Source organism: Roseivivax sediminis (genome assembly GCF_900112685.1).
GTDB classification, from domain to species: Bacteria; Pseudomonadota; Alphaproteobacteria; order Rhodobacterales; family Rhodobacteraceae; genus Roseivivax; species Roseivivax sediminis.
On sequence record NZ_FOMS01000013.1, the window covers coordinates 64,287 to 78,385 of the forward strand.

Below are 14,099 nucleotides of genomic sequence, written 5' to 3' on the forward strand. Positions count from 1 at the left end.
TGCCGCCTTTGAATCGGCGCCCTCTTCCATTCGCGGCCTGCCACGGGCCGCGCCGCGCAAATGCGGTGCGGCTTGCGTTCCGCCGCCGCGCGGGGCTTTCTGTGGCCGAGCCCGCCGCCCGGCCGAGAGGACCCGCATGACATCTTCCCTGCGAACCGCCGACATCCTCGCGCGCCGGCTTGCCGCCGCGGGCTGCCGCACCGCCTTCGGGATGCCGGGCGGCGAGGTGCTGACCTTCGTCGACGCGCTGGGCGCGGCGGGTCTGCGGTTCGTGCTGGTGCGGCACGAGAACGCCGGCGGCTTCATGGCCGAGGGCGTGCATCACCGCGACGACGCGCCCGGCGTGCTGGTGGCGACGGTAGGCCCGGGCGCGCTCAACGCCGTGAACGTGGCCGAGAACGCGCGCGAGGACCGGGTGCCGCTGATCGTGGTGACCGGCGCCGTCGATACGGACACGGCGGCGCGCTACACCCATCAGGTGCTCGACCAGCGGGCGGTCTTCGGCGCGGTCTGCAAGGCCAGTCTCACCATGGTCCCCGGCGCCGCCGAGGCGATTGCCGACAAGGCCATCGCCATCGCCACGGACGGGCGGCCCGGCCCGGTGCATATCGACCTGCCGATTTCGGTGGCCGACGCGCCGGCGGTGGAGGCCGCGGCGCAGCGTCGCCGCCCCACGCTGCCGCTCGTCCCGGCGCAAACGCCCGCTTTCGAGGCGGCGCGCGCGGCCCTCGCAGGTGCCAGGCGGCCGCTCATCGTCGCCGGGGTGGATGCCGTCAACGAGGGGTTGACCGGCCTGACCGCCACGGCAGAGGCGCTCGGCGCCCCGGTGATCACCTCCTACAAGGCCAAGGGCCTGATCGCGGAGGATCATCCGCTCGCGCTCGGCGGCGCGGGCCTGTCGCCACTTGCCGACACCCACCTTCTGCCGCTGGTGCGCGAGGCGGACGCGGTGATCCTGGCCGGTTACGACCCGGTGGAAATGCGCATCGGTTGGCAGGACGCGTTCGATCCGGACGCACAGACCGTCATCGACATCTCGGCGGTGCCGAACACGCATTACATGCACCAGGGCAGCGTGAACGTGCACGGCGCCATCGGTCCGACCCTCGCCGCCCTGACCGAGGGTACGGGGCAGGCGACCGGGTGGAGCGGGCGCATCGAGGAGGTGCGCGCCGCGCTGGGCGCCGCCTTCGCGACAGGGCCGGACTGGGGGCCGGCGGCGGTGATCGACACCTGCCGCCGCGTCCTGCCGCGCGACGCACTGGCCAGCGCGGACAGCGGCGCGCACCGAATCCTCCTCAGCCAGATGTGGCGCTGCTTCGAGACGCGGGCGCTGGTGCAATCCTCGGGTCTGTGCACGATGGGCTGCGCGGTGCCGCTGGCGATGGGCATGTCGCTGGCCTCGCCCGACAGGACGGTGGTGTCGTTCTCGGGCGATGCCGGCTTCCTGATGGTCGCCGGAGAGCTCGCGACCGCCGCCGATCTCGGCCTGCGCACCATCTTCGTGGTGTTCGTCGACCGCTCGCTCGCGCTCATAGAGCTCAAGCAGCGCCAGCGGCAGATGAACAATGCCGGCGTCGATTTCGGCCGCACCGATTTCGCCGCGCTCGGCCGCGCCATGGGCGGGCAGGGCGCCAGTGTCGCCTCCGTCGCCGATCTGGAGGCCGCGCTCGAGGCCGCGTTGGCGGCCGACACCTTCACCGTGATCGCGGCGGAAATCGACCGGAGAGCCTATGACGGACGCATCTGAACCAAAAGGCCCGCTGGACGGGCTGATCGTCTGCGATCTGTCGCGGATCCTTGCCGGGCCGACGGCGACGCAGCTTCTGGGCGACATGGGCGCGCTGGTGCTGAAGATCGAGAACCCGAAGACCGGCGGCGACGACACCCGCGCCTGGGGCCCGCCCTATGCCGAGACGACGGACGGCGTGCAGGACCTCTCGGCCTATTTCATGGCGGCCAACCGCTCCAAGCTGTCGGTTGCGGCGGACATCGCGACGCCCGAGGGGCAGGCGCTGGTGCGCGAGATCGCCATGTCGGCGGACGTGGTGATCGAGAATTTCAAGCCCGGCGGGCTGGAGAAATACGGGCTCGATCACGGGACGCTCTGCGCCGCGCGGCCGGATCTCGTCTATTGCTCGATCTCGGGCTTCGGACAGACCGGGCCGAACCGGCACCTTGCGGGCTACGACCTGATGGCGCAGGGCTATGGCGGGATTATGTCGCTGACCGGGCCGGCGGACGGCGCGCCGCACAAGGTCGGCGTCGGGATCGCGGACGTGATGTGCGGGATGTATGCCTGTATCGGCATCCTCGCCGCCCTGCGCCACCGCGACGCGACCGGAGAGGGCCAGCATATCGACCTCTCGCTGGTCGACAGCCAGATGGCCTGGCTCATCAACGAGGGTACCAATTACCTTTCGTCCGGGCTGCCGCCGGCGCGGCGCGGCAATGCGCATCCCAATATCTGCCCGTACGACGTATTCCCGTGCGCGGACGGCTACATCATCCTCGCGGTCGGCAACGATGGCCAGTTCCGCCGCTTTGCCGGCGCGATGGGCCGGCCGGAGCTTGCCGACGATCCGCGCTTCCTGACCAATCCGCTCAGGCTGGAGAACCGCGCCCCGCTCACGGAAATTGTTACAGATATGCTCGCCGCAGAGCGCCAGAGCAGCATTCTTGAGCGGCTAGGCGCGGTCACGGTGCCGGCCGGTCCAATTCACACGGTGGCGCAGGCCTTGACCTCGGACCAGGCCCGCTCGCGCGAAGCGGTGATCGCAGCGCCGCGGCCCGATGTGGTCGGCGGTTCGGTGCAACTCCTTGGCAATCCGCTGAAATTCTCGCGCACACCGGCGCGGGCCACCGCCCCTCCGCCGCGGGTCGGGGAGCATACGGACATCGCGATGGAGCGGCTGCGCGCGGCTCTGGCCCGGCGCAAGGACGGGTGAGGGGCCACTAGGCGCCGTTCACAAATGCGCAGGCTGGCGGCCATGTGACATGAGCGGGCAACCTCTGCGGCTTAGGCTTGGAACACGGAAGGCGCGCGTCTGCGTGCCTGCCGCGTATGCCCTGCCTGCGAGGATCGACGCCGCCATGCCTTTCGACATCTGCCGCGCCGAGACCGGTCTCGAGACGCCGGAGGCCGCGGAGGCCTGGGACAGGATGGTGGTCGCCGTCCTGAGCCACGGCGCCGCCGCGCCCGAACTCCTGGGCCGGGTGCTCGCGCTGGAGCCGGATGCGCCGCTGCCGCTGGCGGCCAAGGGTCTCTTCTGCCTGATGCTCGGCCGGCGCGAGATGACCGAGGCGGCGCGCGCGGCGCATTCACGCGCCGAGCGAGGGCTGCGCGAGGGTCACGCGCCGCCGCGCGCGCGGGCGTGGGTAGCGGCGCTGGGTTGCTGGCTGGCCGGGCAACCGGGCGGCGCGGTCTTTCACCTGGAGGGGGTGCTGGTCGCCAACCCAGCCGACACGCTGACAATGAAGGTCGTGCACGGCATCCGCTTCATCCTCGGCGACGGGCCGGGGATGCGCCGATCGGTGGAACGCGCGCTGGACGGGCACGATGCCGAGCACCCACTCCTCGGCTACGCGTTCGGCTGTCACGCCTTCGCGCTGGAAGAAACGGGGGACTACGCAGAGGCCGAGGCGGTCGGCCTGCGCGGGCTGCGCCACGCACCGGCGGACGCCTGGGGCCTGCACGCGGTCGCGCATGTCCACGACATGACGCACCGGCCGGATGCCGGCATCGCCCTGATCGAGGGCAACCGCGCGGCCTGGGGCCATTGCAACAATTTCCGCTACCATGTCTGGTGGCACAAGGCGTTGCTGCATCTCGACCGGGGGGAGCACGAAACTGTCCTCGATCTCTACGACACCCGCATCCGCCACGAGAAGACCGACGATTACCGCGATTTCGCGAACGCCGCCTCGCTGCTGATGCGGCTGGAACTGGAGGGTGTGGCCTGCGGGAGGCGCTGGGCAGAACTGGCGGACCTTGCCGAGACGCGGCTGTCGGACGGCTGCCTCGTTTTCGCGGATCTGCACTACATGCTGGCACTGGCCGGCGACGACCGACCGGGGGCGGCGGCGCGGCTGGCCGCGCGGATCGCCGCGCGCGGCGACGGCACGACCGAGACGGGCCGCATCGCCGCTCATCCCGGGGTCGCCGCCGCCGAGGGTCTCGCCGCGTTCGGAGAGGGCCAGTATGCCAGCGCCTTCGCCCGGCTCGTGGCGGCGCGCGCCCACATGCGCACGATCGGCGGCAGCCATGCGCAGCGCGACGTGTTCGAACGGATTACCGTCGATGCCGGCCTGCGCGCCGGCTGTCACGAGGCGGTGGCGGCGATCCTCGCGGAACGGACGGCCTTGCGCTCGGGCCGCGCAGACGCTTTTGCTGAAAGCCGCATGGCCGCGCTGGCCGAGGCGACTCGCGGCGCGCAGAACCCGCTTTTTGCCGCGCAATGACCGCGCCGCCGGATTGAAACGACCGAAATGACACTGGCCCAGAGCGACGCGGCGCCGGCCGCCCAGACCACGCCGCCCACGCTCGCCGCGCACAATGCGCCGCGCGCCCGCATCCGCGACCCCCGGCTCGACTTCTTCCGCGGACTGGCGATGTTCATCATCCTCATAGCGCACGTGCCCGGCAACTGGGTGACGCGCTGGATTCCGGCGCGTTTCGGCTTCTCCGACGCGACGGAGATCTTCGTCTTCTGCTCGGGCATGGCCTCGGCCATCGCCTTTGGCCGGGTGTTCCGCGAACGGTCCTGGTGGCTCGGCACGGCGCGGATCGCGTTTCGCTGCTGGCAGGTCTACTGGGCGCATATCGGGCTCTTCCTCGCCATCGCCGCCTATGTTGCGGCGATGGACGCCACCGGCGCCTTCGCGCGCGACTATGTCGGCCAGCTCAACCTTTATCCGTTCTTCGAGGACACGCAGCAGAACCTCGTGGCGCTGCTTACGCTGACCTACGTGCCGAACTATTTCGACATCCTGCCGATGTACCTGGTGATCCTGGCGATGATGCCGGTGCTGGTGGCGCTGGTGAATGTGCACCGATGGCTCGGCGCGGCGGCGGTGATCGCGGTCTGGGCGCTGGCGCAGGCGCAGGTGCTGGCCTTCCCGGCAGAGCCCTGGTCGAACCGCGAGTGGTTCTTCAACCCGTTCGGCTGGCAGCTCGTGTTCTTCACCGGGTTCGCGTTCATGACCGGCTGGCTGCCGGCGCCGCCGCGGTTGCGCTGGCTGATCTGGATCTGCATCGCGTTTCTTGTGGTGACGACGCCGCTGTCCTCGCCGCGCGTCGTCGACCTTCTGCGCATCCTCTGGCCGGCGGCGGCGGAGTGGGCGATGGGCCTCTATCCCGAGATCCGGCCGCTGAGCTGGAAGACCGATTTCGGCGTGCTGCGCTACCTGCACTTTCTCGCGCTGGCCTATGTCGCCTGGATCGCGGTCGGCCCCGCGGGCGAGCGGTTGAAGCCGCCGCCGGGGGACGGCGCCGTCGCGCGGATGTGGCGCGCGGGCCTCGCGGCGATCCTGAAAGTGGGTCAGCAATCGCTCGCCATTTTCATCACCTCGATGTTCCTGGCGCGCGTCCTCGGCGCCGTTCTCGACGTCGTCGGGCGGAACCATCTGTCGATGTTCCTCGTTAACTGCTGCGGTGCGGCGATCCTTGTCGCGATGGCGTATGCGGTCGGCTGGTTCAAATCGCAGCCCTGGCGACAGGCGAAGACATAGGATTTAACATGTTCAGACGAGAGGTCCTGGCCGGTCTGGCGGCTTGCCTTGCAACGCGCGTGCAGGCGCAGGATCCTGAAGGCGAAGCGGGCAACGATCACGTCCCCGGCCTGCGGCTCGGCGATCCGTCGCCCTTCGCGCCCGACGACGTGCGCGAGCTTGCCCGACAGCGGGCCGCCGCGCCCTACGAGGCGCCACAGCGCGTTCCCGAGGCGTGGAACCAGATCGACTATGACGATTACCGCGCGATCTGGTTCGACCCGCGCAACGCGCTGTGGAACCAGAGCGGGAAAGAGCCCTTCCGCCTCGACGTCTTCGCACCCGGCCTCTACTTCCCGACGCCCATCGACATCGACATCGTCGAGGCCGGGGAGGCGCGGCCCATCGCCTTCGATCTGGAAGTCTTCGACCGCTCCGACCGCTTCCCGGACCTGCCGATCGACGACACGCTGGGCTATTCCGGCTTCCGCCTGCGGGCGGAGCTCGAACATCCCGACATCTTTACCGAATTCGCCGTGTTCCAGGGCGCGAGCTATTTCCGTGGCATCGGCACCGGAGAGATCTACGGCCTGTCGGCGCGCGGGCTGGCCATCGACACCGCCGAGCCCGACGGTGAGGAATTCCCCGAGTTCCGCCGCTTCTGGATCGAACGGCCGCGGCCGGGCGCCGATTCCATCGTCGTCCACGCGCTTCTCGACAGCCCGAGCGCGACCGGCGCCTACCGCTTCGTCCTGAAACCGGGCAAGGCCCTGCAAATCGGCGTCGAGGTAGAGATCTTCGCGCGCGAGCAGCTGACCCATGTCGGCTTCGCGCCGCTGACTTCCATGTTCCAGTTCGACGAGACCAACCGCGACCGGTTCTCGGATTTCCGTTCGGCCATCCACGACAGCGACGGGCTGCTGATCCACAACGGCGCGGGCGAGACGCTGTGGCGCGCGCTCGCAAACCCGAAGCACCTGCAGATCAGTTCCTTCGTGGACGACAATCCGCGCGGCTTCGGCCTCATGCAGCGGGCGCGCGATTTCGAGGATTACGGCGATCTGCAGGCACTTTATCACCGGCGGCCGTCGCTCTGGATCGCGCCGCGGGACGGCTGGGGGCCGGGGGCGGTGACGCTGGTGGAGATCCCGACCGATGACGAGGTCTACGACAACATCGTCGCCTATTGGCGCCCGGCAGAGCCGATGAGCCCCGGCGCGTCGCGCGTCTTCGCCTATGACATGACATGGTCGCAGGAAAGCGACTACGGCACCGGGCTGCGCGTGCTCAACACCCGCGCGGGCGCGGCCCGTGACGGCGGGTTGCGCTTTGCCATCGACTTCGAGGACGGCGATGCGCTGCCGGACGATCTGTCGAAGGTCGATGCGCTGGCGCGTGGCACGGGCGGAGAGATCAGCCCGGCGATCCTCCAGCGCAATCCCGAAACGGGTGGCGCCCGGTTGGCCTTCACCCTGCATCCGGGTGACGCCTCGCAGGTGGAGATGCGCGCGCAGCTGCGGATTAACGGCGCACCGCTGAGCGAGGTCTGGCTGTACAGATGGACCGCCTGACCCCCGATCCCGGCTTCATGCCACCACGCGCACCGCTTGCGATGCGCGAACAGAGCTTCCGCACCCGTCCCGAGGCGCCGCGCAAGCTGCCGCGTTGGCGGCTGTCCGACATCGCCTGGCGGCTCGGCGCCTTCGGCCCGGCGGTGGCGATCACGCTGTCGCTGATCTTCGGGATCGCGCGCTGGTTCCGGTCGGGCGGCTTCACGGTTCAGGAAGGGCTCGTCGTCCTTCTGATCGGTTTCACCTTCATCTGGGTGTCGCTGTCGGTCTCGGCGGTGCTGATGGCGATGCTGCGGCTCTGGCTGGGGCGAACCCCCGCGCCCTCGGGGCCGCGGCCACGCCAGCGCATCGCGCTCCTGGTGCCGGTCTACAACGAATGCCCGTGGGAGGTGATGGGCAACGTCGCGGCGATGCGGCGCGAACTGGCGCAGGGGCCGCACGGCGACGACTACGCCTTCTTCATCCTCAGCGACACCGGCGACGAGGCCATCGCGGCGGCAGAGCGGCGCGCCGTCGCCGCCTTGCGCAGCGAGCCGGGCATCCACGTGCACTACCGCCGGCGGGCCGAGAACACCGACAAGAAGATCGGCAACATCAACGACTGGATCGCCGGCTGGGGCGCCGACTGGGACGCGATGGTCGTGCTCGACGCCGACAGCCTGATGACCGGCGCGGGGCTGCGGATGCTGGCCGACGCACTGGCGCGGGATCCCGATGCGGGGCTGGTGCAGTCCTTCCCGGTGCTGATCTCGGCCGAGACGCTGTTCGGCCGGATGCAGCAATTCGCCACCTCGGTCTACGGCTGGCTTCTGGCCGAGGGGCTGGCGCTCTGGTCGCGGTCCGAAGGCAATTACTGGGGCCACAACGCCATCATCCGCACCCGCGCCTTCGCCGACAGCGCGCGCCTGCCATACCTGCGCGGGCGCGGGGGGCGCGAGTCGCTTATCCTCAGCCACGATTTCGTGGAGGCGGGGATGCTGCGCCGCGCCGGCTGGGCGGTGCGCTTCCTGCCGCGCGCGGGCGGCTCCTTCGAAGAGACTCCGGCGACGCTGATCGACTACATCCTGCGCGACCGGCGCTGGTGCCAGGGCAACATGCAGCACCTGCGGCTCCTGCGCGCGCGCGGCTTCCACCCGATCTCGCGCTTTCACATGGTGCAGGGGGCCTTCGCCTACCTTCTGTCGCCGGCCTGGATCGTGCTGCTGGTCGTCTGGGCCATCTTCCTGCCGATGACGGCCGATGCGCCGGTGAGCTATTTCAGCACCTCCAACCCGCTCTACCCGGTCTGGCCGCAGATGAGCCGGATCGACGGCGGCTGGTTCCTGCTGTTCATCTACACGATGCTGCTTCTGCCGAAGATCGCAGCGGCGGCGCTTCTGGCCGGCACGCGTGGGGTGGTGCGGCTTTACGGCGGGGCGGCGCGGTTCACGGCGACGACGCTGACCGAAATCGCGCTCGCCATCCTCTACGCGCCGATCCTGATGGTTCAGCAGAGCGTGGCGGTCCTGCGTGCGGCGTTCGGCAGGCCGAACCCCTGGGCACCGCAACGGCGCGGTCGCGCTGTTCATGGCTGGGCCACGCTGCTGCGCTTTCACTGGCTGGAGACGCTGCTGGGCGCGGGCATGCTGATCGGCATGGGGGCGGGTCTGTTGTCCCTTTGGCTCGCACCGGTTGCGGCCAGCCTGACGGCGGCGGTTGTGCTGTCGCGCCTCTCCGGCCTGCGCGTGTCCGAATGCCGGGTGGCGCCGCTGCGCCTCGAGACGCCGCTCAGCTTGCGCGAGCCGCGGGTGCAGACCCGCGCCCGTGCCGAGCGCGCCCGCCTGCGCGTGCTTATCGAGGCGCCGGAGGCGGCGTCCATTGCCGCCGAGTAGCGGTGCGAGTGTCTCAGGCCGTGGACGCATGCCCGCGGCGCGTCACATAGGGGGAGGGCGGGTGCAGCCGCGCCCCCGGCTTCGTCGTCCGTCGTCCATGTCGAAAGAGGTGCCCATGCCCGTGCCGATCCTTCGCATCGCTGCGCTTGCCTGCCTCGGCGCCATGAGCGCCGTCGCCGCCGAAGCCGGCTGCGGCCCGGTGGCCGAGCCGTGTGAGGTCGAGGCCGGCACCTACCATGTGGAGCAGCCGGACATGCCCGCGGAGGGCGCCCCGGCGCTCATGTTCATTCATGGCTGGGGGGCATCCGGCGAAGGCACGCTGACCATGCGCGGCGTGGTCGAGACGGCGCTGGCGCGGGGTTACGCCGTGATCGCGCCGGACGGCATCCCGCGCGAAGGTCGATCGGGCAGAACCTGGGCGTTTCATCCGGACCGCCCGCAGCGTCGTGACGAGATCGCCTTCCTTACGGAGGTGCGCGACGACGCGGCAACGCGATTCGACCTCGATGCGGGCAAGATGCTGCTGGCGGGGTTCTCCATCGGCGGGTCGATGACCAGCTATCTCGCCTGTGCGGAGCCCGAGGCGTTCGCCGCCTACGCACCGGTATCGGGCAGCTTCTGGCGGCCGCATCCCGAGGGCTGCGCGGGCCCGGTGCGACTTCTGCACACACATGGCTGGCGTGACGGGACTGTGCCGCTCGAAGGACGGCTCCTGCGGGGCGAGAACCTCGAGGCTCCGGATGCGGTTGCGCAGGGAGATGTCTGGTACGCCATGGATCTCTGGCGCCAGGCGGGCGGGTGCCGTCTTCAGGCGGACACGTTCGGCGACGACGGGACCTATTGGCGCAAGGACTGGACCTCCTGCGTCGATGGCGCGAGGCTTGCATTCGCGCTCTTCGACGGCGGGCACGCCGTGCCGCCGGGTTGGGCGAGGATGGCGCTCGACTGGTTCGAGGCCCGCTGAGCGGGCGGGAGTCCGGCCCCTGTCGCCCCGTCCGGCAGGTCGCTGACGGCTTCGCATCGACCGACCCGCCGGAGGCAGTTTGTCCGCGGTCGAGGCCTATCGCGAGCGCCCGGACGCCTGGCGCCGGCTGGTACTGGGCGTGCCCGGGACGTCCGGTGTGCCCGGCTTTCCGCGACTTGGACCATGAGGCGCATTCCTTGGCCGGGCAAAGCGGAGGGAACATTAGCCACTGTTAAGTCTGATGAATTTGTTCTCGGCGGTTCTCCGCGGACCGCCGGTTAATTGACCATCCCACAAACATCAATTATCTTGCCACTTGGTGTGTGGTATGCCAGCGTACCAGCGCGGGCTGTTCGGCGACGCGGTGTCGGCATTCGCGAATCGTCACCATGCCCCAAGACAACCGCATTCGCCCGACGGGGACGGCATCACATTCGGCAAGACTTGATTCGCCGGATGCAGTCGTTTGTTGGGGGGACATGTTTCATGTCTGGGAGGACAAGACTTGACTGACACTTTGACGAACCCCGGTGTCGCGGGTCCGAGCGCTTCGGACGACGACGCGCAACGGGGCAGCGACATCTACATCGACGCGCCGGGGACGACCCTGACCGACACCTGGAAGAACGCGGGTCCCGGCATCGCCGCCGCGATGACGGGGATCGGCGCCAGCCACATCATGCACGGGCCGACAGCGGGTGCGCAGTTCGGCTATGCGCTGCTTTGGATCGTCCCCGTCGCCTACATCCTGAAGTACTGCTGTTTCGAGTTTGCCCACCGCTACACGATGGTGAAGGGCGAGACGATCATGAACGCCTATGCGCGTCTCGGCAAATGGCCGTTCTGGTACCTGGGCTTCCAATCGCTGGCCAACACATTCGGCATCGCCGGCCGTGCCCTGGGTTGCGGCGCGATGCTCTGGGCCGCGTTCCCGATCATGCCGCTCGAAGCCTGGTCGATGCTCGTCCTGCTGGTGACGATCGCCATCCTGTGGCTCGGCAAGTACAGCGTGTTCGAAGGCATCGTGAAGGTCGCGATCATCGTCTTCGCGCTGTCGTCGTTCGTCGCCTTCGCGCTGCAGGCGCCGCCCGCCGCCGACTACCTGTCGCGGCTGCTGCCGACCCTGCCACCTGCCGGTGCGATGATCCTCTTCGGGTCGATGTTCGGGTACTTCCCGACCACGACCGAGGTCTCGGCGATGCAGTCGAACTGGGCCGTCGATAAGAAAAGCGGCATGGTCTACGTCAAGGAAATGCGGGCCAAGGGGTACAAGGTCGAGGTTCACCCCGACTACATGAAGAACTCCATGACCCTGTACCGTCGCGACATGAACGTGTCCTACATCGTCGCCGCTCTGACCGGCATGGTGTTCGTGATCGTCGGTGCCGTCGTGCTGAACCCGATCGGCCTCGTTCCCGAAGGCCGCGAGATGGGCGTGACCATCGCACGCATCTACACCGACACGTTCGGCGCCTGGGTGTTCCCGATCATCATCGCCGGCGGCATCGCCGCGCTGTTCTCGACCGTCTTCACCTATTTCGACGGTCAGGCCCGCGTGTTCGAGGAATGCTGCGTCCGCCTGAAGACCGACTGGGACAAGCCGACGACGCGCAAGCTGATCAACCGGGGCTTCCAGGTGCTCTGGGTCATCGGCGGTGCGGCCGTGATGTTCGGCATGCCCAAGCCGATCGTCGTCGTGCAGGCTGCGTCGATCCTCGCGCTGATCTTCTCGCCGATCATCTACTGGATGACGATCAAGGCGGTCACGGACGGCTTCGAGACGCCCGAAGAGCGTGAGCACATGCCCGGTAAGTTCATGCTGGGTCTGGCTTGGACCGGGACCATCGGGCTGGCAATCGTCTCGATCTACGTGCTGATCGCGATGGCCATCGCTTAAGCTGAGATCCCTGAAAAAAGTGGCGCCGCGCCGGGAGAGGTCCCGGCGCGGCGTTTTCTAATCGGAAGTGTGGCGACGTGGCTGGCGCCGCACGGTCGCGCTTCAGGCCACCTCCTCGGCGGTCAGGCGGCCGGGAAAGAGGCAGGCGCATTGGTGCCGGCCGCGCCCGGGCTGCGGCACCTCCTCGGCGCAGGCGGCTTCGGCGCGCGGGCAGCGGGTGCGAAAGACGCAGCCCGAGGGCGGCGCCATCGGTGAGGGCAGATCGCCGTGCAGCGGGATGATCGTCTTTTCGCGCTCGATCACCGGGTCCGGGACTGGCACCGCCGACATGAGCGCTTGCGTGTATGGGTGCTGCGGGTCGGCATAAAGAAGCTCCGACGGTGCCTTTTCCATCATCCGGCCGAGATAGAGCACCATCACCTCGTCCGAGATGTGCTTCACCACCGACAGGTCGTGCGCGATGAAGATCATCGCGAGGCCGAGGTCGCTCTGAAGCTCCTGCAGAAGCTCGATCACCTGCGCCTGGATAGACACGTCGAGCGCCGAGACCGGCTCGTCGCAGATCAGCAGCTTGGGCTCCACGATCAGCGCGCGGGCGATGCCGATGCGCTGGCATTGCCCGCCCGAGAACTCGTGCGGGTAGCGGTTGATCATCTGCGGCAGCAGGCCGACGCGGTCCATCATGTCGCGCACACGTGTTTTCACCTCGTCCCGGCCGAGGTCGGGGCGATGGGTGCGCAGCGGCTCCGCAATGATCTGGCCCAGCGTCATGCGCGGGTTGAGCGAGGCCAGCGGGTCCTGGAAGATCATCTGGATCTCGGAGCGGTAGCGCTTCATCCGCGACGGCGATAGCGCCAGAAGATCGTCGCTGCCCTGCCAGATCACCTGGCCCTCGGCCGGGGCCATCTGGATCAGCGCGCGCGCCAAGGTGGACTTGCCGCAGCCCGATTCGCCGACGATTCCGAGCGTCTGGCCGGGCATGAGATCGAAGCTCACCCCGTTCACGGCGTGCAAGTGGCGCGGCGCCGTCCACGGCATGTCGCCGGGCCGGGTGATCCGGAAGCGAACGTTCACGTCACGCGCGGAAATCAGTGGCGTGGTCATGCGGCGACCTCCTTCACGGGGCGGTGACAGGCGCGCTCGCGGGCCTCGCCGGCTGGGGCGAGGGGCGGCATCACCGCGCAATCCTCGTCGGCGAAGGCGCAACGCGGCCGGAACGGGCAGCCGGACGGCGGGCGCGCCATGTTCGGCGGGTTGCCGGGGATCGCCTGCATCGTCTCCTGACCCCGGTCGACGCGCGGCACGGCCTGCAGAAGCCCGCGCGTATAGGGGTGCGTCGGCTGGGCAAAGATCGGATGGACGGGCGCGCGCTCCATCACCTTGCCACCGTACATCACCGTCACACGCTCGCAGAAGCCGGCGACCACGCCGAGATCGTGCGTGATGAGCATGGTTGCCATGCCGAACTCGGCCTGCAATTCCTGCAGGAGGCGCATGATCTGCGCCTGAACGGTGACGTCGAGGGCGGTGGTCGGCTCGTCCGCGATCAGAAGGTCGGGCTGGCACAGCAGCGACATGGCGATCATCACCCGCTGGCGCATCCCGCCCGAGAATTCGTGCGGGTAGAGCCGGATGCGGTCCTTCGCGCCGGGGATGCGCACGGCGTCGAGCATCCGCACCGCCTCGGCCAATGCGGCGCGCTTGCCAAGACCCTTGTGCAGCATCAGCACCTCGGCCATCTGGTCGGAGATGCGCATGTAGGGGTTCAGCGACGTCATCGGATCCTGGAAGATGATTGCGATGCGCTCGGCGCGGATGCGGTTGAGCGTGCGCGCGGGGGCGTTCAGGATTTCCTCCCCGTCGAAACGGATGGAGCCGGAGGCGCGGCCGTTCTTCGCCAGCAGGCCGAGTGTCGCAAAGGCGGTCTGGGACTTGCCCGAACCGCTTTCGCCGACGATGCCCAGCGTCTCGCCGCGGTCGAGCGTCAGCGACAGGCCGTTGACGGCGTGAACTTCGCCGTCGCCGGTATCGAAGGACACGTTCAGGTCGTCGATCTCGAGAAGGGGCATGTCAGGGGGCCTCCTGGC

At 68.8% G+C, this 14,099-nt stretch carries 10 protein-coding genes; 8 read left to right on the forward strand and 2 right to left on the reverse strand.

Features of this window, described 5'->3' with window-relative positions:
• The first annotated feature begins 136 nt into the window (after nt 1–136).
• The 8 genes from F3H57_RS18110 (at nt 137) to F3H57_RS18145 (ending at nt 12,012) form a co-directional block, all read left to right on the forward strand.
• Nucleotides 137–1,750: a thiamine pyrophosphate-binding protein gene (locus tag F3H57_RS18110; protein WP_149757659.1), complete on the forward strand. Its 1,614-nt coding sequence runs from the start codon at nt 137–139 to the stop codon at nt 1,748–1,750.
• Nucleotides 1,734–2,948, forward strand: a complete 1,215-nt coding sequence (locus tag F3H57_RS18115) for a CaiB/BaiF CoA transferase family protein (RefSeq protein WP_149757661.1) — start codon at nt 1,734–1,736, stop codon at nt 2,946–2,948. The genes F3H57_RS18110 and F3H57_RS18115 overlap by 17 nt, the downstream gene beginning before the upstream one ends.
• A 145-nt stretch (nt 2,949–3,093) precedes the next feature.
• On the forward strand, nt 3,094–4,461 hold the full coding sequence (locus F3H57_RS18120) for a tetratricopeptide repeat protein (protein WP_149757663.1): 1,368 nt from the start codon (nt 3,094–3,096) through the stop codon (nt 4,459–4,461).
• 27 nt (nt 4,462–4,488) lie between these two features.
• Nucleotides 4,489–5,730, forward strand: a complete 1,242-nt coding sequence (locus F3H57_RS18125) for an OpgC family protein (RefSeq protein WP_149757665.1) — start codon at nt 4,489–4,491, stop codon at nt 5,728–5,730.
• A gap of 8 nt (nt 5,731–5,738) precedes the next feature.
• Nucleotides 5,739–7,280 carry a glucan biosynthesis protein gene (locus tag F3H57_RS18130; protein ID WP_149757667.1) on the forward strand — a complete coding sequence of 514 codons (1,542 nt, stop codon included), beginning with the start codon at nt 5,739–5,741 and terminating at the stop codon, nt 7,278–7,280.
• The gene (gene mdoH / locus F3H57_RS18135) at nt 7,268–9,151 is read left to right on the forward strand and encodes a glucans biosynthesis glucosyltransferase MdoH (protein ID WP_149757669.1); all 1,884 of its coding nucleotides are present in this window, start codon (nt 7,268–7,270) and stop codon (nt 9,149–9,151) included. Before F3H57_RS18130 ends, mdoH begins: the two co-directional genes overlap by 13 nt.
• A gap of 115 nt (nt 9,152–9,266) precedes the next feature.
• Nucleotides 9,267–10,115 (forward strand): alpha/beta hydrolase family esterase, encoded by an 849-nt coding sequence (locus F3H57_RS18140; protein WP_188129733.1) that lies wholly within the window; start codon nt 9,267–9,269, stop codon nt 10,113–10,115.
• Nucleotides 10,116–10,620: 505 nt separating this feature from the next.
• The gene (locus F3H57_RS18145) at nt 10,621–12,012 is read left to right on the forward strand and encodes an Nramp family divalent metal transporter (protein WP_223163128.1); all 1,392 of its coding nucleotides are present in this window, start codon (nt 10,621–10,623) and stop codon (nt 12,010–12,012) included.
• A 102-nt stretch (nt 12,013–12,114) separates the two neighbouring features.
• Here F3H57_RS18145 and F3H57_RS18150 read toward each other — a convergent pair whose 3' ends face one another.
• Together F3H57_RS18150 and F3H57_RS18155 are read right to left on the reverse strand one after the other, a co-directional pair.
• Entirely contained in the window at nt 12,115–13,116 is a 1,002-nt protein-coding gene (locus F3H57_RS18150; RefSeq protein WP_149757671.1) for an oligopeptide/dipeptide ABC transporter ATP-binding protein, read from the reverse strand.
• Entirely contained in the window at nt 13,113–14,081 is a 969-nt protein-coding gene (locus F3H57_RS18155; protein ID WP_149757673.1) for an oligopeptide/dipeptide ABC transporter ATP-binding protein, read from the reverse strand. The genes F3H57_RS18150 and F3H57_RS18155 overlap by 4 nt, the downstream gene beginning before the upstream one ends.
• Between the last annotated feature and the right edge of the window lie 18 nt (nt 14,082–14,099).